Genomic DNA, 23,469 nt, shown 5'->3' on the forward strand with positions numbered 1-23,469 from the left:
GCGACCCTGGTTCCCGTGGAGGTATCTGCCTAGCGTGCCCCCGACAGATGGCGCACCGCAGTGGACCGACCGGAACTTCCGCAGATCCCTCGGCATCGCCCACCTCCAGATCCACGACTGGACCACCGGGCACGCCGACCTGCACTGGGCGAACGTCACCCACGCCCCGCTGGTTGTCCTCGATTGGGAGGGGTGGGGCCTGCTGCCGGTCGGCTACGACCTCGGCTTCCTCCACGCCTGCGCACTCACCGCGCCCGCGACCGCAGCCCGGCTGCGGCAGGAGTTGCCGAGGTTCTGACCACTCCCGCGGGCCGGGCCGGGGAACTCGTCGCGCTGGGTCAGCTCCTCCAGGCGTGCAGAAGAGGCGTACACCCCCACCTCACCCCGCTCATCGCACAACGCGCCGAACACCTCACCGGCACCCCCGTCCCCACGCCCTGACCACGGCGCCAGTCAGCCACACGACATAGCCTCCGCAATCGACCACCCTTCATGCCGCCGCATAGCTCGCCCGGAACAGCTCCTGCGCGCGCTCCACATCCCTGGGCGTGCGCAGCTGCACCTCCAGGTCACCGGTTCCGTGGTGACCGAGCCCGGTGACATCGCGAGTGAAGCCAGGCACGAGGTCGACCTGTCTGGGGTCGATCTTGAGGTAGACGAGCAGCTTGGTCTGCTGCGGCGGGCAGACGCACGCGAAGTTCCGCAGTCGCTGGTAGGCGCGGTACTGCTTGCGCTGGACCCGGGTGATGCCGTCCCCGAGGCCGAGCAGTGCCTCGTCGACCGCCACAGCCAGTTCCGTCAACGTCACCTCCTGCCTCCGCGTGCTCTGCACGCCGGCCACACGACGGCGGGCCGTCGCGGGTGCCGACCTCTGTCCGGTGTGCGAGGCCACGGCCTCAAGGGCGATGTGGTCGTCGCCGAAGAGGCGGTAGCGGACGAGATCGATGCTGCGCCGGTGCTCGCGTACGGCGTAGATGTCGTAGCGGGTGAAGTCGCCGGCCACGCAGATCAGCCTTGGTGCGCTCCACAGCACCTGGGACGCGGCCGTGGCCCCGAGCCGGTCGCGGACCAGGTGCCCGAACTCGGCCCGGTGATCCATCAGCCAGGACAGATAGAAGAGTCCCTGGTTGATCACGCCGGCGTCCGTGCCGCGCTTGTACTCCACGACGACGGGTGCCCCGTTCTCGTCAATCCCCAGCGAATCGATGCGTCCGCCGTGGAGTCCCGTGCTGTACTCGCTCGCCAGGAACCGGACTCCCAGCATCGTCTCCATGTGCGCCTCGACGAGGCACTGGACATCCGCCTCGACCTCGGCAAGACGGGGCGCGACCTCGGTCACGCCGCTCTTCGTGTTGAACAGCTTCAGGCCCGACACCTTCCCCTCTTCGGCTACGTAGCCGCAACACGGAGGGGAGCAAGATTGTTTCCGCGAAGGTCTTCGGACCTGTGAAGATGGTGTGAACGGAGATCATCCTCCTTCACGCGCACTCGGCCCGGAGGGGTGGTCAAGTGGAGAGTCGGCGGTAGCGGATCAGAACCGCAGCGATAACAGTGAAGGCGACGAAGCCCTGCAAAAAATTCCATGGGAGCGCACAACCATTCACAGGGCTCTGAATACATGAGGCGATCTTCAGCCATTTCGAACTGCATCACCCTGACCCACCAGTAGGCATACTAATGCTTTCCATCTTTCCGAGAACACCCATTCGAGGGACGCCGGACGTGGCGATTACCCTCTAGGATTTCATCCGTTCTCACGGCTCATGCAAATTGCACGGCGATGTGAAAACGGGATGGAGTGAGTGACGGAACGGGGGAGGCCGGCGGCATCCGATCGCGGCTGGCTGGCAACGTCGGCAATTGGAAGGCGGGTTCACGATGATCGGGGTACACAACGGCATGGCGTCCGGTTCGGTGCCGGGCGCAGACTGGGTGAAGGCGTCCGCGTGTGACGCGCTCAACTCTTGCGTGGAGGTTGCGAGGGTCGGTGAAAACGAGATCGCGATGCAGAACTCGCGATTCCCTGACGGCCCCGCACTCGTGTTCACGCGCGACGAGATTGTGGCATTCTTCAGCGGGGTTCTGAACGGCGATTTCGACAGCATGACTGTCTGAAAGCCATCGGCCAAGGTTTGCCTTTGGCCAACGGAGTGCTATTTCCTGGCGCGGGCGGGAGGTACCTGTCCGCGCTAGGAGTGTTCATGTCAGGTCGAATTTTGGCTTTGGTAGGTGGACATGGGCAAGCGCCCCCGTCTACCCCGCAGGCGGCGGCCAAGCTCGTCGGCGCCCTGCTGCGGCACCTGCGCGACGAGAAGAAGCTCGATCAGCGCGAGGTCGTCGAGGCGGTTCCGGAGTTCAATTCGATCTCCACGCTCAGTCGCTACGAGAACGCCAATACCCCGCTCAAGCCGGAGAGCGTCACCGCGCTCCTTCGCTTCTACGAGGCACCGGAGGACGTCTTCCGGGACGCCGAGGCGCTCTTGCAGTGGCGTGCGGACCAGCGCTGGTGGTCCGCGTTCTCCGACGTCGCAGACCACACCCTGACATCCCTGTTCGCCCTGGAATCCACCTCGAAGGTGGTCCAGGTGTACCAGGAGAACAACGTCCCCGGGATGCTTCAGACCGCGGGCTACGCCCGGGCCCTGATGGCCGACTACGCCCAAGCGCAGTTCGACCCCGAGAAACGGCGCGAGGCTTTCGCAGCCATCGAGCGCCGCCTGCAGATGCGGATGCGCCGGCAGCATCTCCTCGACCAGCCACAAGCCCCCCTCTTCCGGGCCCTCATCGCGGAATGGGTACTGGACAAGCAGTTGGGCGGCATCATGGTCATGCGGGAGCAGCTGAGGTACCTGTTGAACGTGGCGGAGAACAAGCCGAACGTGCACATCCGGATTCTGCCCGGAAGCGCTCTGCGGAAGGGCTCGCCGCTGCACCCGGCGATAACCCTGTTCAAGCCCTGGGAGGGCGCGGAGAACCGTTCGGTCTACCTGGAGAACAAGAACGTCAGCGGCGAGCTCCTCACCGACATGGGGCAGATCGAGACGTTCATGGCGTCGATGGACTACTGGTGGCAGCAGGCTTTGCCCAAGACAGCAACAATGGAGCGCATCCAGCACTACATCGACCAGCTCGTCAGCGGGGCATCCAAGTAATCGGCACGTCACCCGATGCGGGCGACGCCACCGTACTCGATCCACTCCTCAGACCGCTGCCGGGGCGCGATGTCGCTGTCGGGGTGCCAGCGCGAGACTTCGACCGGCTCGGATTCCTCCAACAGGTCCAGGCCCTCGAAGAAGCGCTGGACCTCGCTCTTCGATCGGACCTGCCCCCAGGAGCCATCGGTGATCTCGCACATGAAGTCGGTGATGCTATCGCGGAGTTCCGCGTCGTCACTGGCGAGCTGAGAAATGACCAGATAGCTGCCACGCGGTAGCTGCTCGACAACGTTCCGCACGAGGCACCAGGGGTCGTCCTTGTCGGGAATGCAGTGAAGGACCGAGACGAAGAGGGCCGCGACCGGCTTGTCATCGCGCAGCAGTCGCCGGACCGCGCGGCTGTCGAAGATGCCGGTGGTGTTGCGCATGTCGGCTTCCAGGACGGCCGTCGTGGTCGGGTCCTCCGCCAACATCATCTCCCCGTGAGCCAGGACGACAGGGTCGTTGTCGATGTACACGACCTCGCTGGTGGGATCGACCTCCTGGGCGACCTGGTGCACGTTGGGCCGTGTCGGCAGCCCCGATCCGTGGTCGAGGAATCGGCGCACGCCGTGCTCCTGTGCGAGATAGCGCACGGCTCTCACCAGAAACGCGCGGTTGACCAGCGCGAGTTCACGGGTGCTAGGGGCGAGGCGGAGTAACTCCGCACAGGCATCCCGGTCGACTTGGTAGTTGTCCGTGCCACCGAGAAGGTGGTCGTACATTCTGGCAACACTGGGCTTGCTGAGATCGATGATGAGCCGCTCCCCACACTCTCGGGCGCACACGTCCCCGTAGACGCTGCGTGTCTCCGACAGCAGAGGCCCCATGCTAAGAGGGCCAGTCGAGGCAGGGCTACCCGCCTCCACCAACGAGGCATGCCATTTGATGGCATTTCAAGCAGCGGTGTGGCTCATCGAGATCCGGCGCACGTCACGCCTCTGACCAGGGCATTCGCCAGCAGCATATTCACCTGGCGCGGCTGGGGAGCAGTGCCAGCAGGGCGCGGTGTCGGAGCATCTCGAAGTTGGCCGGCGTCATGCCCATCGCATGGCCGGCCTCCAGGGGCGAGAGGCCGAGCTTGTACCGCAGAACCAGTGCGTCGGCCTCGTTGCGATCGAGCAGGCGATGCAGTCCGCTCTCGATGCGGCGCTCGCAGACTCGGCGGGAGAGAAGATTCCAGGCGTATGCCGCTGGAGAGTAAGTGCACAGTGCGGCCTCCCACCGGTCGCCGAGGTCGTGCAGCACGGCCCGGGCGATGGTGGTGCCGATGCCGGCGGATCCCACCGTGACAGCGGAGAAGCTCTGGTAGACGGCCCACTGGTCGCGACAGAACGCGGAGTAGGAGACCGGCAGCCGCCTCGGCAGTGGCGGAGTACGCCGGGAGCGGCCACGCCGGTCGTCGAGCTCGGCCTCAGCGCGCCGCCCGCATGGACTGTTGCGCATCAGTATGGCTCTCCTCCTCACTGAGTTGAGGATTGGGCAAGGAAGGGCAGAGGCGGGCAGCCGGCGTTAGGGCCAATGCGCAACAGCAGTACGGCTGCGGGCCGCCACTCGGGGACGCCGGATCGTTGCGCCGGCGGGTAGGCCCTCGCCCGCAAGTGGCGGGCGAGGGGATGTTTCCGCAGCGACGGCCTCAGACAGTGCGGCGGCGTACCTTCAGATAGACGATGCAGCTGCGGTCGGAGACAGCGGCGGCCACCATGCCGACGAGGACTTCCACCGAAAGAGGCTGCTGGCGGACCGCAGCAGCCGCGAGAACGCCAATGAGCAGAACAGAACTGAACCGGAGCGTCAGCAGAAGAACGCTCGAAATCCCGGTTTGTACGACGGCGGACAGCGGAATGCTAATCTCTGGCGCTGCCGGAAGGATACTTGCGAGCTTCCGGCGGACGACGTGCTGAATCAATGTTCGCGCTCCTCGGTGCGTTGTTGAGAAGGCACGAGTAAGAGGGCCTCGAGTTGGTTGACGTCAGCCTCGGGGTCCTCTTTTCGTGCCGTCTCGGACGCTAGTCGCACAATCCACTTGCCGGCGCCGTTGACCTCCGTGAAAACGGAGCCGGGCACTCCTGATCGCACGGTGGCAACTCGCGGCGTTGACAGCGATTAGACGAATGAACACCCACGACGGGAAGTAGGTGCACAACATTCTCAACGAGGTCGATCGAAACTGATCAGCGCATCCTGCAAACCCCGCACGCATCACGCGAGTCGCACCACTCGTTTGGGTGAAAAAGGCCCTCTCGGGGCCGGAGCCCCTGCAATCCGCAGCCACACGCTCCCCGACCCGGCTCGCGGAAGAACCCCACGGCGCGCCGGGTGGCGCTTCGGTAGACGCTTGCAGCAGCCGAACCAAGCCCACACTCCCGGCAGCACACTGATCTACGAGAGGACCGCGCACCTGTCAGCAGCGGACTCCACCAGCGCTCCTCTGTCACAGCCGGGAGGCACCGGCCTCCGGATGGGACGCCCCAGACCAGACGGCCGGCCTGAGGGCCAACGACTCCCCCTCTGCCCAGCACCACGCCCAGACCGGCCCCTTCCCGCCAGGATCGTCCCCTGCCTTGGCCGATTGGCATCGGTCAGCGGAAGCACCTCAACTGCCCATGGCAGACTGGCCCGCTCGCGTAGGCCGGGGGTTGCAAGCTTGTCTTTTCGTACGCATGCAGTTGACCTGATCAACTCCTCGTGGGGTATGCACACCCTCAACGAGCTGCTCATCGAGCTGGTGCTCGCGCTGATCAGGGAACTGGATGAGCAGGCCGGTATGGCCGGCGACGATGACGCTGGACGGGCCTTTGCCGCCTTGTACGACAGTGCTTCGAAGGCGACGGTGAACCAGGCGGGCGAGGCCGCGCACGTCATGGGGCGAGGAAGCGAGTCCCTGCTGCAGACGGCCAACAACTACATGGCGACGGAGAGCAAGGTCGCGGAGGACATGCTCGCCGCGATCGGGCAGCGCAGCGCGTCCGAGCCGTACTCCGGCAATTCAGCGGACTGTGCCCCGGCGCCCCGGGGCCGCGGGAACGAACTGCCCGAGGTCATCGGGGAGACCTCCGCAATCGACAAGTACCTCGTCGGTGACCGCTTCCGCGGCGACCCGGAAAAGCTCAGGTCGGTGGCACGAACCTGGCGAAAGGCGAAGAACATATCTGAGCGTGTCCTGTCCGACGCGCAGGATTGCTGGAAGACGGCCGCCCGCAACCACGAAGGGAAGACCGCAGAGGCGGTCAACGCCTTCTTCACCAAGTTCGTGGGCCGTGACCACCCGCCGGCCAAGGCCGAGCCGTCATGCACTCTGCTGGCAAATCTGCCAGCTGCGTGCCAACAGCTCGCCAACGCCTGCGACAGGTACGCCGACCACGTCGAAGCCGCCAGCAAGAAGTCCTGGGGAGAAACCGCGTCCGACGCGTTATTCGACAGCGGCGGAGACTCCGTCTGGGACAACCCCGCCTTCGGAGGCAACGGTGAGGACGGGGGGCTCCACGCGGCAGTCTCTGGCGACGACCGCATCATGGACCTCGCCAGCCTGGGCCACAGTCTGGACTCCTCGCAATCGCGCGTACGCGTTCCGCAGCCCGACCCGGCCCCCTGGAAACCCAGCCCGATCCTTCCGCCAGGGCTCCCCCTCCCGCTGCCGCCTCGAATCCCCATCATGATCCCGGCCGGCTACACCAAACCCGATCCGAGCCTCTACCGTCCGGCGATGCCGCCACCCGTCCCTCCGGACCCGCGGTTCCCGCCGCTGACGCCCACCGAGCGACAGAGCTTCAACCGATGGGCACACAGCCTTCGCGACGGGGGCTTCTCCGGCGGCACCAAAGCCGAAAGGGACTATCAACACCGCACCGCGGGCTACCCCGAGAAGGAGGTCCCGATCGATCCGCGCAAGTCAGCCCTCGGCACACTGATGGTGGACGGCCTGCGCGACACCGACGGCATGGCCGTGGAGGCCAAGTTCGTCAAGAGACCGGGATGCACGTACCGGAACCTCGACGACCTGGAGAACGGCGACAACTTCCAGGAGAAGGTACTCCACAAGAAGGACGAGAAAGAGCTGTACAAATACAAGGCGGCGATCGAGTACCCGGCCCACGCGGGCCGCTTACGCGGCGTAGAGGTCGCCACCAACGACCCCGACGCCGTGCCCTACTGGGATGCCCTGCTCGTCGCCCACGGGGTCAACGGCTATAGCCGACACGTGCCCTGACCCAGATGCGATCGAAGAGGATGGGAAATGAGCGAAGACGCCGGCAGCTTCCGAACCATGTTCATCTTCAGCCCGCCCGAAGGCGCTCCCCAGGGATGGGGCCTCACCTTCCCCTCCTTCGCCGACGCCTTGCGCGCGAAGGAGCCCGGGACGGTCGTGGAGGCGTGGAGCGGGCATTACACAGGAGAGACGCTCTCCTTCCAGTTCCGCACATCCAGCGGCGAGATCAACGAAGGGATGATGGGAGTCGAACCGAACGGCGTAGCCATCGAGGACTGCACCGCCACCGAAGCGGCCGACTTCGCCGGCTGGCTCCAGCAAGCCATCGTGCCGACCGATAGCGGGCTCATGGTGAACATCCGCGAAGGCGTGGAGTGGGAGTTGCCACTGGTGGAACTTCGCAGCGGGACGCTGGCCGAGCTGGAACAGTGCTTGGTCGAACACGTTGACCAAGTCCTCCGGCATGAGGAGGAGCAGCTCGGTTAGCCAGACGTGCCCCACCACCTGCGTCCACCGGTCCAGCTGCTACAAGCTCCTCCCAAAGCCACCACGGTGGCGAGAGGAGTTCGTGTAGTTCCGCTGGGCTGGTTTCGCCGCCCCGGTACGACTAGCCACTCCCCCGAGTGACCACCATCCCTGTTCCCGGGCGCCGACCGACGCTACGGCGCTATCAACAGATCATGATCAAGACGACTGCCCGCGCCTTCGCGGCCGCGGCCCTCGCCCTACTGCCCCTCACCACCGCCACCACCACCGCTCACGCGGCCGAGACGCTCAGCCTGCACGACGGAATCGAAGCCCTCCCCCAGGCCGCCGAGTCCCGCGACGGCTACGAGCGCACCAAGTTCAAGCACTGGATCGACGAGGACAAGGACGGCTGCAACACCCGCAATGAAGTCCTACTCGCCGAAGCCACCACAGCGCCCACGGTCGGAGCCGGCTGCAAAATCACCGGCGGAACCTGGCGTTCCTACTACGATGACACGACCGTCCAGGGGCCGTCCGGCCTGGACATCGACCACATGGTGCCGCTCGCCGAAGCCTGGGACTCCGGCGCCTCCCAATGGACCGCAGCCCGACGCCAGGCTTACGCCAACGACCTCGGCGCCGAACGCTCCCTGGTCGCCGTCACCGCCAAGAGCAACCGCTCCAAAGCCGACCAGGACCCCGCCCAGTGGATGCCGCCGGCCGCCGACGCCCAGTGCACCTACCTGTCCGACTGGGTGAGCACCAAGCTCCGCTGGTCACTGACCGTCGACCGCACCGAACGCGACACCCTGCGACAGCTCGCCGCCGGCTGCGAGAACACCGACGTGGAGTTCGAGCGGGTGTAGCCAACGCGTCCGGTCCTGCTGGGATTCATCCCGGCTATCTGCTGGCCCCGAAGCGGACTCACGGGGCCAGCAGCATGGACAGAGGGCGCGTTCGCGGTCCTTCCCCTTGGGCCGGACGCAGCGGTGCGCCGCAGGCACGGGCCTGCGGCGCACCGTGGGGCCGGCGAGCGGCACAGCTCACCGGCCGGTTCAGGGTCGGTCAGTGACCGTGGCGTCCCCAGCTTTCGGCGTCGACGATGCGGCGGTGGTCGTTGCGCAGGGTGGCGGTGTCGCCGGTGTTGTCCCAGACGTAGGCGCGGCGGTCCTGGTAGACGTCGCGGCGGTTGTCGTTGCCAATGCCGGTGTGGACGCGGACCTGGCTGTGGCCGTTGAGGCGGAGGTTGCCGAAGCGGTAGCTGTGGCCGGACTTGTCGGACAAGGTCTAGCCCATGATGGTGACCGAGAGGCGGCCGGTAGCGGCGGGCAAGGTCCTGGGTTACGACCCACCTCCGCCTGCGCGGAGAGCACTTGACGTTCCGGTCGGTGCTCACGGTGGTGCCCGGCCCACCTCCGCCTGCGCGGAGAGCACCGCGCCACTGACCGGGCGCCGTCCTCCTGGACCGGCCCACATCGCGGCCGACGCCCTGATGCTCAGGATGATCGGCCCACCTCCGCCTGCGCGGAGAGCACGGCATCGTGACCCGGAGCGAGTTGACTGGCGTCGGCCCACCTCCGCCTGCGCGGAGAGCACTTCGGCGTCCCGCTCCCGCTGTGCCTGAAGGCCGGCCCACCTCCGCCTGCGCGGAGAGCACGCGATCCGCAGCCGCAGGCTGCGACGGGTGGACGGCCCACCTCCGCCTGCGCGGAGAGCACGTCGCGGGTGGTTTGCTCACTCGCGCCTCCTTCGGCCCACCTCCGCCTGCGCGGAGAGCACCCGCCAATGCTGTCACCCGTCTGACTAAGCACCGGCCCACCTCCGCCTGCGCGGAGAGCACGAAGTAGGCGTTCCCGTCTTCGGTGCCTTCAACGGCCCACCTCCGCCTGCGCGGAGAGCACATGCAGTGCGCCAACTGCGGCGGCTGGTTCGGCGGCCCACCTCCGCCTGCGCGGAGAGCACGCGCGCCCCCGGCTGTACGGGCCGGATCAGGTCGGCCCACCTCCGCCTGCGCGGAGAGCACCCCTGAACTGGCTGAGCCCGTCTCGACTGGTGCGGCCCACCTCCGCCTGCGCGGAGAGCACGGCGGCGGACGTGGATGTCCCCACGCCGATGCCGGCCCACCTCCGCCTGCGCGGAGAGCACCGGCCGACGCCGGGGCCGACACGGTGGTCTGTCGGCCCACCTCCGCCTGCGCGGAGAGCACAGACCAAGGGCGTCGACTCCACCCTCGCCGAGCGGCCCACCTCCGCCTGCGCGGAGAGCACTCCAGCGCCCGCTTCATCGCCGTACCGGTGGTCGGCCCACCTCCGCCTGCGCGGAGAGCACCCCTTCGCGACCTGCGGCGTTAGGAGTGTTTTGCCGTTTCGTTATCTGCTTCTTCGGTGGGTAGGGCTGAGTTGAATGAGACCAAGGTGAGTCCGTCGAAGTCGCGGAGGTGTCGTCGTCGTTGGCCGGACATCCGTATGGCGAAGCCTTGCTCGTTGTCGGCGGGGTAGATGAGGACAGCGATCCCGTTGCCGGTGGAGTTGGCTACGGTTTTCCAGAGTTCGTCCCTGACTTTCGCTGAGACGGTGCCGACGTAGAGCTCGGGGGTGACCTCCAGAAGCCAGCGGGTCAGTGCTCCGCGCAGGTGGTCTGGTACCGCCGTGAGGGACAGAGCGATCATCGATGCCACAGTTCACCACCGTTCCGAGGGGGTGTCATTGGCCACCGTCGTAAGCGTGGTTGATGCCACCGGGCACTGATCCGGTGACGGGGTCCCACAGGTCGACGAGTTCTTCCTGCAGGTCGTCTGTTTGATCATCGGTGGCCTCCGGTGCGAGAAGGCGCTGTACGTCGGTGACGATGCGCGGCATCAGCCGGAAGAGGCGCAGGCCCTCGCGGAAGCTGCGGCGTGCGGCCTGCTCCGGGTGGGACGCGTTGTGGAGGGTGAAGGCGAGGGGGATGGTGAGTTCGGTTTTGTATAGGTCGGCGATGTCGTAGATGAAGGACTGCTGGTTGCCGCTGTGGACGAAGCCGAGTGCTGGTGTGCAGCCCATGGAGATGATCGCGGCGTGAACGATCCCGTACAGGCAGGTGTTGGCGGAGGACAGGGCGAGGTTGACGGGGTCTTGTTGGTCCCAGGCGGCGGGGTCGTAGATGCGTTTGAACCTGCCGATGCGGTGCTGCTGGGCGAGGAGTTTGTACAGGGCTTTCATCCTCTGCCCTTCCAGGCCGCGGAGTTTTTCCAGGGAGGTTCCTGAGGGCACGGTGCCGTGTCCGAAGCGGTGTTCGTACATGCGTCGGGCGACGGCGAGGTGTTCGTGGGGGTCGGCCCAGGCGTGTGCCTGAGTCTCCAGCCATCGGGTGCTGAGGGAGCTCGGCACGGTGGCGCTGTAGGTGCGAACTCCGCCGGCACCGGTCGCCACGACGGTGGTGCCGTGGCGGGCCAGGGTGGCCAGGGCGCGAGTGGTGATGCTGGTGCCAGGTCCGAGCAGCACGCAGCTGAGGGCGGCGGTGGGAAGGTAGACCGTTTCGGTGCCGCGTGCTTCGGTGGTAACGACGGCGCAGACGCCGGTGTCGTCTTGTTGGACGCGGACCAGGTCGAGGTAGAGGAAGGACAGGGAGTCGGCGGTGCGTGGCAGCATCGCGACGGTGGGGGCGGCGAGTTTGCGTCGGGCGTTGGCGGGTGTGGTCATGGTGTGTGCCGGCTTGCTGGGGCCAGGGTGAGCAGGCCGCAGCCGTAGGCTTTGCCGCGGCCGATGCCGTCGAGGATGCGCTGGCGCAGCAGCTCGGTGTCCTTGATGTGGGCGATGCCGTCGAAGCGGGTGCGGGCGTGGGTGATGCGGCGTTTGTCCTGGGCGCGTTCGCCGCGGGCGGTATCGAGGGGGGCGGAGTGGGCGGTGGTCAGGTGCAGGCCGCTTCGTCCTTCGGCTTGGCGTTGCCACCAGTGGTCGGCGTCGGCTCCGGTCAGCGGTATGACGGCGGGGGCGCCGGTGGTGGCGCGGGTGGTGTGGCCTGGTTTGCGGACGGCGTTGGCGGTGATGCGGTAGCGCACGGCGAGGCCGGGCCGGAGTGCCTCCAGCAGGGGGGTGAGTTCCTTGGTGGCTGCGGTGGCGTAGCCGGTGGGGAGTTCGTCGAGGTCGGGCCGCAGGTGGCTTTGCAGGAGGATCACGGGGGTGGGGCCGGTGTCCTCGGTGCGGAAGAGGACGCCGGCCTTGCGTCGGGCCTGGTCCCCGAGGTGGTCGGGGAAGAGCTGCATCAGGCGTTGGTGCAGGGGCGCGGCGCTGGAGAGGTCTTTGCGTGCCTGGCGTTGGTGCAGGTGGGGCTGGATGCGGGTGAGCCACAGCGTCGTCATCGCGCGGTTCCTTCACTGCAGGCGGCTTCGAGGTAGGCGGACAGGGCGGTGCGAGCAGGGCTTATTCGCAGGCGCGGAGGGTTTCGGGGGCGTCGGTGAGGCAGGCGGCGAAGGTGGCGTCCGCGAGGTAGGAGCGGTGCGAGAGCAGGGTGCCCTGTGGGCGCTACCTGTTCCTCCAGCCAGTGCTCCGCATCCGAGATGGCAACTGCCAGCTGAGCCTGGAGTTCGCCCACACCGCTGATGGCGGCGAAATGGTTCTGCACAGGCTGCGTCTATTCCCGTACGAGACCGTCAACTCGGCTGAGGTGGAGGCACTGCCTGCCGATGCGGTAGGGGCGTGGGGTGCCGTCGGGGGTGACGGGTTGCGGGAGGAGGAGAACGTCGCGGAGACCTCCAATGCCCGCCCAGCCGGTGGGGGTGTCGGTTTCGGGTCCACGGCCGGTGAGCCATCGGTGGTCGATTTGGATGGTGCGGGCCATGAGGTTGCGGATGGTGGTGGTGTCGTTGGGGTTGATGGTGGTGGGGAGAGGGGCGTGGGTGGCATCGCGGTCGAGGTGGGGTGTGCCGTCGGGGCTGGTCCAGACGGGGAGGATGCGGGCGCTGTCGGCTCCGAGGCGGGTGACGAGTAGATCTTCGTCGTCGATGGTGGTGAGGTGGTGGAGGTCGCGGATGGGGCGGGTGGGAGTGGGGATGGTGGCCTGGTCGGCGATGGTGCGCATGGCCTGTTCGGTGGCGATGTCATTCATGCCGGCGTCGGTGGCCCAGTCGGCGGTGTAGACGGTGTCGACCAGGTGTTGGACGTCTTCGGGGATGTTGCAGACGCCTGCGGGGAGGGTGGTGAGGGCGTCTCGGGTACGGGTGAGGAGGTTTTCGCTGTAGACGGTTCCCCAGTTGCGAGGCGGGAGTTGGCCGATGGGGATCAGGACGGTCATGGCCGGGTCGGATGCCCAGTGGGGGCGTTCTGGGCGGTCGTGGCGGTGGCAGCGGCCCGCGCGCTGGAGGAGGAGGGCGATGGGGGCGAGGTCGCTGATGACGTGGTCGAAGTCCACGTCAAGGGACTGTTCAACGACTTGGGTGGCGACCACGATCACCGGCCGCGGCGGTCGCTGGCCACGGGCACGGGTGTAGTGGCCGGTGGGGGTGGTGTAGGCGGGGCGGGGTTTGCCTGCCCAGTGTTCGAGGCGGCGGGTGATGGCGTCGCGTTGGCGGGCGGGCATGCGGGCGTGGAGGAGCTGCACAAGCGGCCGGTGGGTGCCGGTCCAGGCTTGGCGCAGATGCCGGGCGGTGGCCTGGGCGTCGGCGACGGTGTTGCAGACGACGAGCGCGCACCCGGCGCCTTCGCTGGTCATGGGCTGGAGGGTGCGGGTGATGGTGGCGAGGCGGCTGTCGGCGTTGGCCGAGGCGGCTGCGTGCTGGACGCTTTGGGCGGTGATGGTGAGGGCGCGGGCACGGGTGGTGGGGAGGGTTTCACTGGTGGTGACCTGGCCGGTCGTGGCGTCCACGAATGTCCAGCCGGGGTAGGTGGGGTCGAGCGTGATGGGGGTGGTGTGGCCTGCGCCGCGGCGATAGGCGTCGGCGAGACAGGTGGCGATGGTCCCGGTGAGCGTGGCGGACAGCAGCACGACCGGGGTGCGGGTGTGCCCGAGCCATTCGAGGAGGCGTTCGGTGAGGCGGTGGCCGTACGCGTCGTAGGCATGGGCCTCGTCGATAATGACGGTCTTCCCGGTGAGGCCGAGCCAGCGCATGACGTTGTAGCGGACGGGCAGCGCGGCGAGCGCGGCGGTGTCCCAGGTTCCGACGGCCGCGCCGCCGAGGAGCCCGCGATGGCGGCCTCGAAGCCACTCCCCCGAAATCCTGACGGTTTCGGCACAGTTCGCGATCAGCGTGTCGTCGGTGGTCTTGGCGCTTTCTTCGAGCCACGCCATGGAGTGCAGGAGCCGCACGGGGATGGGAGCGGCCTGGAGGCGTTGGACGTGTTCGACGATGCGGCGATGCATGGCGTTGGTCGTTGCCATGGTCGGCAGGAACACACCCAGTCCCTCGGTGCCGGACGCGTGTCCGAGGACATGCGCGGCATAGAGCGCGGATTCGGTTTTGCCGTCGCCGGTCGGAGCGGTGACGAGGACGAGGCCGGGCCCGTTCACGAGTGCGGGGAGGCGCTTGCCGAGGTCTGCTTGCAGGGGGTGGGGTTCGGTGATGAACGGGAACATGTCCGCGAACGTGTCGATCGGCTTCCAGACGGGGGCGGTGAGCTGCACGCCGGTCACCGCGGCTAGCGCGTGCTTGTGGGCCCGTGCCGCGTGTTCGGTCCAGTCGTTCGCGTCCGGGGCGTGGTTTCGCTCCCAGTGGCGGGCGCGGATCCAGCCTGTTCGGGAGGCGAGCCAGTCAGCGAGGACGATCAGGCCGGTCGCCAGGACGCACGCCCCACCCGGCGCGAACTCGGCCGGAGGTGCCGGGTTTCCGCACAGGGCGCGCAGAGTGTGGAGGTGCGCGGCCCGCTGCTCGACCCACCCAGGGGTGTGGCCGATACGCGGTTCCTGACGCTCGGGATCGGTGAGGGCATGGGCGGTGAGGGCCTGGCTGTAGGTGCCGTGGTGGCCGCCGAGGATCTGCCCGACCTGGTGTGCGATCGACCGGAGCGGACGCCCATGTGTGGGGTAGCCGAGCTGGACCAGGAGAGCCGGGGTGGTGAGGTGCGAGACCCTCTCGTGCTTGATCGCACTGTCGTCCGTTGGTGGTTTGTAGTGGGGGTGGTCAAGGAGACCGGCCGTGGCCTCGGGGGCTTGGTGCTGGAACGACGGACATAGTTTCCCGAGGTCGTGGAGTCCAGCCCAGAACATCATCAGTTGCTGGGCGTGCTCCTCGCTCACGCCCCACCCGGCGGCGATGACGCGTCGCTGACCAGCGGTGAGGTAGGAGTCCCACAGGCGACCAGCGATCATCGCGGTGTCGATCAGGTGACACACCACTGGGTACGGGGCGCCCATGTCCTCCAAACCACTCCATTTACCCCACAGTCGATGGTCAACAGGCGGACGCATCAGGGTAGTTCTCCGATCAGATGTGGGATGAATTTGCACCTTCTCCGCGAACGCAGAGCGGACTGGTACGGCCCCTGGTTCAACCCGGGAGCCCGTGGTACACCTCCGCGTGTGCGGAAGCGGACCTGCTGAACCGGCCGGTGACCGTGCCGTATTGCGGGACACCTCCGCCTGCGCGGAGCGGACCGGCCCCTGCTCCTGGCCCTGGACGTGCACGCCGGGACACCTCCGCCTGCGCGGAGCGGACGGGCAGATCCATAGCCGCGAAGTCGTCGTCCTCGGGACACCTCCGCCTGCGCGGAGCGGACGGGTCGAGCATCACTTCGTCTCGCTCAAGGGCCGGGACACCTCCGCCTGCGCGGAGCGGACGGCTGCCGCGCCTCCAGCATCGTCGGCCTGGACGGGACACCTCCGCCTGCGCGGAGCGGACCGGTACAGGCTTCACCGACCTTGACAGCCTCACGGGACACCTCCGCCTGCGCGGAGCGGACTGGAACAGCGCCGCCGAGCCGCTGCCCGACAGCGGGACACCTCCGCCTGCGCGGAGCGGACCCTTCGCGACCTGCATCTTCCCGAGCGCTTTGCCATTTCGTTAGTGCTGGTGGGGGGCGATGGAGAGAAGGCCGAGGCCGTAGGCACGTCCCTGGCCAATGCCGGTGGTGATGGCGTGGCGGAGGGCAGTGGGCTCGGTGATGGTGGCGATGCCCTCGAACCTCACCGAAGCAATTTTGGCGCGCTGGGCCCCGTTGCGGCTGGCGAGTACGGGCGGGTTGGGGTTGTCGAGGATGAGGGTGGGGTCGATGCCGTTGCGGTGGGCGCGCTGCTGCCACCAGATGACGGCGTCGTCGCCGCGGAGGGCGGTGCGGCGCCCGCGGCGCCCGGGGATGGAGACGGCCTTGATGGGGTTGGCGTCGATGCGGTACCGGACGGCAGTGCCGGGGTTGAGCCAGTCAAGGAGCGGGGTGAGGTCGCGGTATTCAACGGGGTTGGTGGTGTAGCCGGCGGGGAGGGCGGTGCGGTTGATGGTGATGCCGGTGGACTGGACGAGGAGGGTGGCGGTGTTCTCGGTCCTCTCCAGTCGGTAGAGGACGTTGTAGGCGGTGCGGGGGGCGGTACCGGTGTTGTCGGGGAACAGGCCGCAGATACGACGGTGGAGGTTGGTGTGGTCGCGGAGGTCGCTGAGGACGTTCCGGTTGGTGAGGTCGAGGTGGAGCTGAGCGAGGTGGGTGGTGGCAGGGGTCGTGGTGGTCATCGGGTTCTCCGAAGCGAGGGTCAGCGGGTGTAGCTGGTGAGGGCGTTGATCCAGTCGGTCCCGGCACCGGCGCAGAGGCTGGCGGGGAGGTTGACGTGGGTTTCCCAGATGTCGCGGCTGGTCCAGGTGCGGCCAGGCCCTGGGATGTCGCGGAGGGTGGCGGTCGGGTGGGCACTCGGTTCGGGGGCGGTCTCGTGGATGAACTTCACGGTCACCGTGTCGGCGCCTCGGGGGGCATTGGCGTGCAGAGGCATGCGGTGCAGTTCGGCCGCGGGGTCGTTGTCGGTGGTGCGGATGAGGAGCGGGGTGTCGGGAGGGCAGGAGCGGCGGCCGAGATAGGGGGCGTAGACGGGGGCGGCGAGAGCCTCGGAGGCGAGGGTGATGACGTTCGCGGGGCCGGTGGCCGCGACGGTGAACGCGGCGTCGGCGAGATACCAGCGCTCGGTGAGTAGTGTCCCTTCCCCCTCTTTCCTCCTCTTGCCGTCGGCGGTGGCGGGAGTCATGGCGCGCGGGTAGCCGCCGCCGATGGTGTGGAAGTCCATCTCCCGGTGACCGGCGCGATCCACACGGACGGTGTACGTGAGCTGGTTTAGGTCTGTGTTCGCGAAGTCGCGGGGGCGGCCGAGCGCGGAGGCGATCAGACCGATGAGGCCACTGCGGGTGGGGTACTGGTGGGTGGGGCGCACGGTGTGGTCGGTGGGTGCGCCCCAGGACTGCCAGGGGGCGGAGAGGTGCAGGATCAGACCAGGCATGTGGGTCCTTCTGAAGGGGGTACGGGGTACCTCCGCGATGCGGAGCAGTATCTGCTGCGCCCCTCCCGGTTGTTGCGCGGCGGAGTATGTCCGCGAGCGCGGAGCGGGATGGCGGCTCAGGCGATGTGCTTGGCGATGATGCTGGTGATGCGGTCGACGAGGTGGTCGAGGCTGTCAGTGCGGTCGCCGAGGTGCTCGAACTCGGTGTCTACGAGGGCGGTGTGGGCGGCGCCGGCGATACGGCTGTTGCCGAGCATGCGGGTGTGGGCACCGGCGTGCTCGTCGAGGGCGGCGAGGGAAGCGGAAAGGTAGCCGTCGGTGGTGGCGGGGACGGGGGTCTCGTAGGCGCCGACGAGGTTGATGGGCCGGTCGGTGCGGACGGCGACGTGGATGAGGTGCGGAACCGTATGCGGCGCAGTCCCTGATGCCTTGGCGGGGAGGACGGCGAGGGGGAACGCGCGCAGGAACTCGCTGGTCACCTGGAGGGCGGTGTCGGTGTCGCCGTCGAGGTTGTCGACGAGTTCGCGGATGTTGAGGGTGGAGTAGCGGTAGAAGGTGGCGGAGGTGTAGCGCTGGTCGCCCATGTGGCCAGCGCCGGTCTCGGTGCCTGCGTTGTGGACCACGTCGTCGACTGCGGAGAAGAAGTCGACCTGGGTCCGGGCGCTGTGGGTGGCAAGTGAGTGGGCCATCTGTACGGCCCCGTCGACCGTGGAGGCGGACTCGTTGGCGAGCATGCGGCCGAACGCGGCGATGGACGCGTTGCGGCTGCGGAGGACGTCCAGGACCTCGCCCGTGATCTTCTTCCGGTCAGCGGCGCTGATCTTCTTCCAGGCAGCGGCAACCGGCCCTGCCTCGGCGGCCTCCTGCTCTTCGGGGGCGTCGTCCTGGTCCCCGTCGCTGTCGGCCGCCTTCTGGGCAGCGGCTTCAGCCTTGGCCTTGGCGTCGGCAATGGCCTGAGCTGCGGAGTCTGCGGCGGTGGTGAGGGCCTCGCGGTATTCGGTGGCGATGGAGGCGAGGGCGTCGAACGCCGCCTCAGGGAGGAACAACAGGGCATTGGTGCCCTCGGTGGTCAGACCGAGCCCCTTGATGTCGGCACCGATGATGAGGAGCTGGGCAGCAGTGAGGGCGGTGTCGGCATCCCAGCCCTGGGCGATCAGCCGCGTGGCCACTTCCTGGGGTGTGCGACGGGTGCGGAACGCGCGGATGCCGAGGGCGTTTTGCAGGTGGGTGCGCGTGTGGCGGCGGCCGTTCTGAGAGGAGAGGCGCGGGCGGAGGCTGCCACCGTACGTGGCCGTTTTGGGAGCGCCCTGGCGGTCGCGGTTCAAATTCGCGTAGGGGGTGGAGTGGATGAGGTGGACATCGATGTAGAGGGGGGTGCGGGCGGCGGAAGCGGTGGTCACTTGGTGTTCTCCTTGTTGCTGTTCTGCTTGGTGGTGTACGAGCGGGCCCATTCGATGCGGACGTCGTCGGGCCAGCGTTGCCAGCGGACGACGTCACGGATGAGCACCGGGTAGCGGATAGTGGCGCCGCCGCTGCGCAGGAGGCTGACGGTGGCGGGGAGTTCGGTGATGAGGTCCGTGTAGTCGCACTCGCAGAGGCTGGTGAGGATGCCGCGGGCGGTATCGGGGCGGAGAGCGGTGGCGGTGCGAAGGGTCCAGCCGAGGTTTTGCCAGGGCTGCGCGTCCGGCTCGCGTTTCAGGGGGGCCGGGATGTCGGTGCGCTTGGGATTGGGGGCGTCGTAGGTGGCGTACAGGGTCGCGGCGAGGAGGAACGGCTCTTCGGCGGTGCGGCGGCGGGCGGGCGGGGTCTGGTCCGGGATGGGGATGGTGTAGTCGCCCGTGGTGATGCGCATGTACATGCGCCAGAGGTCGCCGTGGCCGTGCTCGCTGGTGGTGCCTGCGTGGTGTTCGCCGATGCCGTTCAGGAGGCCGGTGCGGAGGTCGACGCGGCCTTCTGGTGTGGTGCACAGGCGGCGGACGTGGTTCATGAAGGCGGTGTAGCGGCCGAGGCCGCTGCCGTTGGCGGGCGTCGGGGTGGTCATTCGCTCTTCTTCCTGCGGATGGCCGGCGGCTGGGTGAGGATGCGCCGGCTCTGGGCGATGGGCAGCATTCCGGTGGGGGTGGAGGCGTCGGTGCGGGTAGCGTCGTCGTAGATGCGGACGGCGAGCCGGGTGAAGTCCGCGACCTCCGAACTGGGCTCGATGCCGGTCCAGAACAGCGCGTCGGCCTGGTCCCAGTAGGTGGCGATGGCGGTGTGGGTCCAGGGGCATTCACTGCGGGGATCAGGGCTGATGCCGCGCCATGCCCGGCGGAGGGCCTGGCCGAGGGCCTGGGCGCTGAACTCAGCGTTCCCGCAGGTGGTGGCGACGCGGGCGGCCTGCTCGGGGTGGCGGCCGGAGGTGTAGGCGGCGACACCGACCGGCGTGGTCTGCGCGAACCACAACTCATCCTTCTCCTGCTTGTCCTGGTGGCAGGCGAGGGCGCGGGCGCGGACGGTGCCGAGCTGGTCGAGGGCGTCGGTGGGCAGCGTGTCGAGGAACCGGATCCACGCGGGCGGCGTGACGCCGCTCTTCGCGGTGTCGCCGGCACGGCGGATGTGGATGAGGGAATCGAAGTCGCGGAGCAGGCTGCGGGTGTGGTTGGCGCGGACCGGGCCCTTGGTGTCGCGGTTGATGAGGAACGGGTCGTCGGCCCCCGTGATGGCTTCGAGCGTCGTCTCCAGCGCCGCCTTCGCCCCGGTGTTCTTGATGGCGGAGGGGACGGGAGTGCGCCAGGCGATCCGGCAGCCGGTGATCTGCCCGCTGGTGGGGTCGGCGATGGTGAGGACGGCGTGGGAGGCACGGTTGATGAGGCGAGAGACAGGGCCAGTGGGAAGCTGGGGGTGGAGGGGGTCAGGGAGAGTGTCCTGTTCCCATTCGGGCAGGTCCGGGCCGGTGACGGGGATAGTCGTCGGGGTGGGGCACGACAGGAGGAGGTTGGCGTATTCGCTGCCGGTGTCGGGGTGCCACGAGATGGTCGCGCGGAGCGGAGCGGCGGCCATCGACTTATGGGTGATGCCGTTGTGGCTGCGGTTGGCGCCGAGACCGGACGGACCGTAGTTCCGCCAGGCGAGGACCCACCAGAACGCCTCATGAGGGGCAACCGGCGCGCTCTGGGGGGTGTGGTTCATCCACGGCTGGTTATTACCCGACGGGCGCGTCATGACCAGTTTCCCGGGGGAGGCGGGTTCGCCGCACTCGTCGGCTAGGCGCGGGTCCTGGAGGAAGGGCCGGACCGGGTCGTGAAGATTGAAACGCGCGGCCCACTTTTCGACGTAGGCGGACACGGTAGTCGGGTCGAGTCGGCCAGCAGCTAGGAGGCTGTCCCAGGAGTCTTCCCATTCGTCGGGGTCGTCGCAGGTGAGGCCCGTGACCCGGATGAACAACGCGACGAGGAGCCGACGCAGGGAGGATTCGACGGCGACATCAGGAACGTCAAGGGTGCCGAGGTGAGAGGCGGCCAGGGCCTGCGCCGCGGGCACGAGGCTGGTGACGCCGGGTGCCACCTCCGGGGTGGCGTCCGGAGCGAGAGCGGCGAGTTCGGCTGGGTCGGCATCACGACGCCAACTCATCGGCACGCACGGCGACATCATCACGTTGAACACAGAGTAGAACTCCAACTATGGCGAGTACCCGGAAGTTTCGAATGCATGAACGATCAACTGGGCTGCAATTGCAGGAATTTGACGCACCATCTGATCAGCGCCGACATCAACATAGGGTTCGGCGAATCACCCGTGCAAGCGTTCTCGGCAACTGTCAGTAGGGCTGTATATGGTGGTTGCGGAGGCGCTCCGCCCATGCGAACGGAGCCCGTTAGGCGACCCGAACACGCAAGCCGCGACGTCGTCGGTCCTGCTGGCGCTGACCTGCCCATACGGCGTCCGAAGATTGATAATTGAATGGCAAAAAGCCTCAAACATCGCAGGTCGCGCAAGGCCCACTCCGCGTACGCGGAGGCGAACCGCTCAGACTTCCGGGGCTGTCAATACCAGGACCGTGCTCTCCGCGGGAGCGGAGGTGTACCGGCCGGTGAGCATCTCGGCCTCCACTCGCACCAGCGATCTCCGCGGGAGCGGAAGTGAACCGATGTACGCCCGCTTTCCGAAGGGCGCTGGTAGGTATTTTCCGCGCAGGCGGAGGCCGGACGAAAGCACCGCGCTGCAGACAGACCTTTAGCGCTCTCCTCGCCGGCGAAGGTGATCCGAACCGCGGGCACCACAGCAGCACCGAGGCGGCATGGGCGGGTTCGCCCTCCAGGGGCGGAGGCGCTCTCCGCTCAGGCAGAGACCAGGGAGGGATCGGGCGGGTCGCGGCGGGATTCGTGCTCTCCGCGCTGGCGGAAGAGGACCGTACGCGCTGGTCATGCCGCGCTTGATCGAGGCGTGCTCTCCGCGCAGGCGGAGGTGGGCCTGAGCCGTGGACGCCCTATAAAGCATACTTGCCGTGCTCTCCGCCCAGGCGGAGGTGAGCCGCCGCGACGTGCTCGAAGCCTAGGTACAGGCCGGTGCTCTCCGCTCAGGCATGCGGGGCAGCGCAGCCCGGTTCTCTCCGCGCGAGCGGAGGTGAGCCGGTGCGGGGCGGCTGGTTGTCGGCGTCCAGCCGGTGCTCTCCACGCAGGCGGAGGTGAGCCGGCGGTAGGCGGCGATTGCCTCGCGTGCAGTGTGTGCTCTCCGCGCGGGCCGAGGTGCACCGCAGAACCCGCTCGTTCGGATCGCCATGCTGATGTCCTCTCCGGGCAGGCGGAGGTGAACCGGTCGCCGTTCTCGGCGGCAGGGCCCGATTCGGGTGCTCTCCGCACGAGCGGAGGTGAACCGGCCCAGCACATACCCCACACGAGGAACACCACTCGGTGCCGGGGGGTAACGGGTACGTGTCTCTCCGCGCAGGCGGAGGTAAACCGGTAGAAGCGCCCTTCGACCTCACCGAGACCGAGTCCTCTCCGCGAGAGCGTAGGTGACCCAATCCGGCACGGGTGGTCCGAGGAGATCACCCGGTGGTCTCCTAAAGAATGGAGGTGAACCGAACAAGGCGTCGATCGCCGTGGCCCGGACGACGTGGTCTCCGCGCGAGCGGAGGTGATCCGGGTGATCAGTGTGAAGGGTTGCCGCATCGCCGGTGGTCTCCGCCCGAGCGGAGGTGAACCGCGCCGGGTCTCGCGGCTGATGGGTGATCACTAGTGGTCACCGCGCCGGTCCCGTCTGCGATGATCTTGTCCTCTCCGCGCAGGCGGAGTGAGCGGTCGCGGGCCGGCCAGTGCCTGCGAGAGGCCGTGCGGCCCCGGTAGATTCAGGCGGGTGCATGACCGGCGTTCCTTGAATCACGAATTGGCAAAGCACTCCTAACGCCGCAGGTCGCGAAGGGTCCTCTCCGCGCAGGCGGAGGTGAACCGGTCGGGGCACCATCGGCAGGCGGCTCGATCTCGTCCTCTCCGCGCAGGCGGAGGTGAACCTCTGTGGCCGCCACGAGAGCGGACGTCACCAGCGTCCTCTCCGCGCAGGCGGAGGTGAACCCGACGCAGCCAACCGGAGGCGCACTGCCGTTTCGTCCTCTCCGCGCAGGCGGAGGTGAACCATAAGGGGGTCGAGCGCAGGTCCACGGCCTGCGGTCCTCTCCGCGCAGGCGGAGGTGAACCGTCCGCGGCCATCTCGGCAGCCTCGTTGGCCAGGTCCTCTCCGCGCAGGCGGAGGTGAACCGAAGTTCGGGGGGTGGCGGATCTCTGCGGTTGAGTCCTCTCCGCGCAGGCGGAGGTGAACCACGGGGTGACAGATCATGCTTGACGCCCTGCTCGTCCTCTCCGCGCAGGCGGAGGTGAACCCGTCGAGTGCCAGACCAGCCCCAACCCGGGCCTGTCCTCTCCGCGCAGGCGGAGGTGAACCGGTGCAAGCGGCGGGGGCGGCGCCCACGGTGCGGTCCTCTCCGCGCAGGCGGAGGTGAACCGCATGCGGGGATGGTGGCGGCGTAGGTGGTGGCGTCCTCTCCGCGCAGGCGGAGGTGAACCGCCGACAAGCTCGAAGCGATCCTCGTCCTCGCCGTCCTCTCCGCGCAGGCGGAGGTGAACCGGGACTGCGAGCTTGCCGACGTCTTCTGCGGTGGTCCTCTCCGCGCAGGCGGAGGTGAACCGTCGGCGATCAGGTCGGCTACGCAGAGGGCGTCGTCCTCTCCGCGCAGGCGGA

At 67.8% G+C, this 23,469-nt stretch carries 19 protein-coding genes, 1 pseudogene and 3 CRISPR repeat arrays (1 of these 23 running past the window's edge); of the genes and pseudogenes, 6 read left to right on the plus strand and 14 right to left on the minus strand.

The annotated features are described in order from the left end of the window. Positions 1-34: 34 nt before the first annotated feature. Positions 35-298 carry a hypothetical protein gene (locus tag Scani_RS40515; protein WP_246295375.1) on the plus strand — a complete coding sequence of 88 codons (264 nt, stop codon included), beginning with the start codon at positions 35-37 and terminating at the stop codon, positions 296-298. 192 nt (positions 299-490) lie between these two features. Here the strand turns inward: Scani_RS40515 and Scani_RS00165 are convergent, their stop codons facing one another. Continuing rightward, complete coding sequence (locus Scani_RS00165; RefSeq protein ID WP_159468782.1) at positions 491-1,375, minus strand: DUF5655 domain-containing protein; 885 nt, start codon at positions 1,373-1,375, stop codon at positions 491-493. Positions 1,376-1,878: 503 nt separating this feature from the next. Between Scani_RS00165 and Scani_RS00170 the strand changes: the two genes are divergently transcribed. Together Scani_RS00170 and Scani_RS00175 are read left to right on the plus strand one after the other, a co-directional pair. After that, positions 1,879-2,115, plus strand: a complete 237-nt coding sequence (locus Scani_RS00170) for a DUF397 domain-containing protein (RefSeq protein ID WP_159468784.1) — start codon at positions 1,879-1,881, stop codon at positions 2,113-2,115. Between the two features lie 107 nt (positions 2,116-2,222). Further along, positions 2,223-3,152 carry a helix-turn-helix domain-containing protein gene (locus tag Scani_RS00175; protein WP_218039147.1) on the plus strand — a complete coding sequence of 310 codons (930 nt, stop codon included), beginning with the start codon at positions 2,223-2,225 and terminating at the stop codon, positions 3,150-3,152. 8 nt (positions 3,153-3,160) lie between these two features. Here the strand turns inward: Scani_RS00175 and Scani_RS00180 are convergent, their stop codons facing one another. The 3 genes from Scani_RS00180 to Scani_RS00190 form a co-directional block, all read right to left on the minus strand. Further along, the gene (locus Scani_RS00180; RefSeq protein ID WP_281391856.1) at positions 3,161-3,949 is read right to left on the minus strand and encodes an SAM-dependent methyltransferase; all 789 of its coding nucleotides are present in this window, start codon (positions 3,947-3,949) and stop codon (positions 3,161-3,163) included. A 214-nt stretch (positions 3,950-4,163) separates the two neighbouring features. After that, entirely contained in the window at positions 4,164-4,640 is a 477-nt protein-coding gene (locus tag Scani_RS00185; protein ID WP_159468791.1) for a hypothetical protein, read from the minus strand. A gap of 190 nt (positions 4,641-4,830) precedes the next feature. Continuing rightward, positions 4,831-5,103, minus strand: coding sequence for a hypothetical protein (locus tag Scani_RS00190; protein ID WP_159468793.1), 273 nt, complete (start codon positions 5,101-5,103; stop codon positions 4,831-4,833). A gap of 786 nt (positions 5,104-5,889) precedes the next feature. Between Scani_RS00190 and Scani_RS40520 the strand changes: the two genes are divergently transcribed. From Scani_RS40520 to Scani_RS00205, 3 genes are all read left to right on the plus strand, one after another. Then, positions 5,890-7,404, plus strand: a complete 1,515-nt coding sequence (locus Scani_RS40520; RefSeq protein WP_246295377.1) for a restriction endonuclease fold toxin-2 domain-containing protein — start codon at positions 5,890-5,892, stop codon at positions 7,402-7,404. Between the two features lie 27 nt (positions 7,405-7,431). Then, positions 7,432-7,890 carry a hypothetical protein gene (locus tag Scani_RS00200; RefSeq protein WP_159468795.1) on the plus strand — a complete coding sequence of 153 codons (459 nt, stop codon included), beginning with the start codon at positions 7,432-7,434 and terminating at the stop codon, positions 7,888-7,890. 194 nt (positions 7,891-8,084) lie between these two features. Further along, complete coding sequence (locus tag Scani_RS00205) at positions 8,085-8,738, plus strand: HNH endonuclease family protein (RefSeq protein ID WP_159468797.1); 654 nt, start codon at positions 8,085-8,087, stop codon at positions 8,736-8,738. 199 nt (positions 8,739-8,937) lie between these two features. On the opposite strand, the pseudogene Scani_RS00210 reads toward Scani_RS00205, so the two are convergent. The 10 genes and pseudogenes from Scani_RS00210 to casA all read right to left on the minus strand — a co-directional run. Next, positions 8,938-9,159 (minus strand): annotated as a pseudogene (locus Scani_RS00210) (lamin tail domain-containing protein); the annotation flags it as partial. A gap of 57 nt (positions 9,160-9,216) precedes the next feature. Next, positions 9,217-10,200: direct repeats of the CRISPR family, unit length 29 nt; unit sequence CGGCCCACCTCCGCCTGCGCGGAGAGCAC. A gap of 19 nt (positions 10,201-10,219) precedes the next feature. After that, positions 10,220-10,549: a type I-E CRISPR-associated endoribonuclease Cas2e gene (gene cas2e / locus Scani_RS00215; RefSeq protein WP_159468799.1), complete on the minus strand. Its 330-nt coding sequence runs from the start codon at positions 10,547-10,549 to the stop codon at positions 10,220-10,222. A gap of 25 nt (positions 10,550-10,574) precedes the next feature. Continuing rightward, positions 10,575-11,552: a type I-E CRISPR-associated endonuclease Cas1e gene (gene cas1e / locus Scani_RS00220; RefSeq protein ID WP_246295378.1), complete on the minus strand. Its 978-nt coding sequence runs from the start codon at positions 11,550-11,552 to the stop codon at positions 10,575-10,577. Further along, positions 11,549-12,211 carry a type I-E CRISPR-associated protein Cas6/Cse3/CasE gene (cas6e, locus tag Scani_RS00225; protein ID WP_159468801.1) on the minus strand — a complete coding sequence of 221 codons (663 nt, stop codon included), beginning with the start codon at positions 12,209-12,211 and terminating at the stop codon, positions 11,549-11,551. Before cas6e (Scani_RS00225) ends, cas1e begins: the two co-directional genes overlap by 4 nt. A gap of 272 nt (positions 12,212-12,483) precedes the next feature. Continuing rightward, on the minus strand, positions 12,484-15,252 hold the full coding sequence (gene cas3, locus Scani_RS00230; RefSeq protein ID WP_281391847.1) for a CRISPR-associated helicase Cas3': 2,769 nt from the start codon (positions 15,250-15,252) through the stop codon (positions 12,484-12,486). A 157-nt stretch (positions 15,253-15,409) separates the two neighbouring features. Then, positions 15,410-15,804: a CRISPR direct-repeat array (repeat unit 29 nt; unit sequence CGGGACACCTCCGCCTGCGCGGAGCGGAC). A 40-nt stretch (positions 15,805-15,844) separates the two neighbouring features. After that, positions 15,845-16,504 carry a type I-E CRISPR-associated protein Cas6/Cse3/CasE gene (gene cas6e / locus Scani_RS00235; RefSeq protein ID WP_159468805.1) on the minus strand — a complete coding sequence of 220 codons (660 nt, stop codon included), beginning with the start codon at positions 16,502-16,504 and terminating at the stop codon, positions 15,845-15,847. 20 nt (positions 16,505-16,524) lie between these two features. Next, entirely contained in the window at positions 16,525-17,256 is a 732-nt protein-coding gene (gene cas5e, locus Scani_RS00240; protein WP_159468807.1) for a type I-E CRISPR-associated protein Cas5/CasD, read from the minus strand. A 116-nt stretch (positions 17,257-17,372) separates the two neighbouring features. Then, a complete protein-coding gene (gene cas7e / locus Scani_RS00245) occupies positions 17,373-18,656 on the minus strand; it encodes a type I-E CRISPR-associated protein Cas7/Cse4/CasC (protein WP_159468809.1) in 1,284 nt (427 codons plus the stop codon). Continuing rightward, on the minus strand, positions 18,653-19,297 hold the full coding sequence (casB, locus tag Scani_RS00250) for a type I-E CRISPR-associated protein Cse2/CasB (RefSeq protein WP_159468811.1): 645 nt from the start codon (positions 19,295-19,297) through the stop codon (positions 18,653-18,655). Before casB ends, cas7e begins: the two co-directional genes overlap by 4 nt. Continuing rightward, entirely contained in the window at positions 19,294-20,913 is a 1,620-nt protein-coding gene (gene casA, locus Scani_RS00255) for a type I-E CRISPR-associated protein Cse1/CasA (protein WP_159468813.1), read from the minus strand. Before casA ends, casB begins: the two co-directional genes overlap by 4 nt. Before the next feature lie 2,231 nt (positions 20,914-23,144). Next, positions 23,145-23,469: a CRISPR direct-repeat array (repeat unit 29 nt) (it continues 925 nt past the right edge of the window).

Source organism: Streptomyces caniferus (genome assembly GCF_009811555.1).
GTDB lineage: Bacteria > Actinomycetota > Actinomycetes > Streptomycetales > Streptomycetaceae > Streptomyces > Streptomyces caniferus.

Bases quoted from the DNA above. Each gene is read 5' to 3' on its own strand.
- cas6e (WP_159468805.1), bottom strand. From the start codon at position 16,504: ATGACCACCACGACCCCTGCCACCACCCACCTCGCTCAGCTCCACCTC.
- Scani_RS00200 (WP_159468795.1), top strand. From the start codon at position 7,432: ATGAGCGAAGACGCCGGCAGCTTCCGAACCATGTTCATCTTCAGCCCG.
- Scani_RS00205 (WP_159468797.1), top strand. From the start codon at position 8,085: ATGATCAAGACGACTGCCCGCGCCTTCGCGGCCGCGGCCCTCGCCCTA.
- Scani_RS00170 (WP_159468784.1), top strand. From the start codon at position 1,879: ATGATCGGGGTACACAACGGCATGGCGTCCGGTTCGGTGCCGGGCGCA.
- Scani_RS00185 (WP_159468791.1), bottom strand. From the start codon at position 4,640: ATGCGCAACAGTCCATGCGGGCGGCGCGCTGAGGCCGAGCTCGACGAC.
- cas1e (WP_246295378.1), bottom strand. From the start codon at position 11,552: ATGACCACACCCGCCAACGCCCGACGCAAACTCGCCGCCCCCACCGTC.
- cas6e (WP_159468801.1), bottom strand. From the start codon at position 12,211: ATGACGACGCTGTGGCTCACCCGCATCCAGCCCCACCTGCACCAACGC.
- cas5e (WP_159468807.1), bottom strand. From the start codon at position 17,256: ATGCCTGGTCTGATCCTGCACCTCTCCGCCCCCTGGCAGTCCTGGGGC.
- Scani_RS40520 (WP_246295377.1), top strand. From the start codon at position 5,890: ATGCACACCCTCAACGAGCTGCTCATCGAGCTGGTGCTCGCGCTGATC.
- cas3 (WP_281391847.1), bottom strand. From the start codon at position 15,252: ATGCGTCCGCCTGTTGACCATCGACTGTGGGGTAAATGGAGTGGTTTG.
- casB (WP_159468811.1), bottom strand. From the start codon at position 19,297: ATGACCACCCCGACGCCCGCCAACGGCAGCGGCCTCGGCCGCTACACC.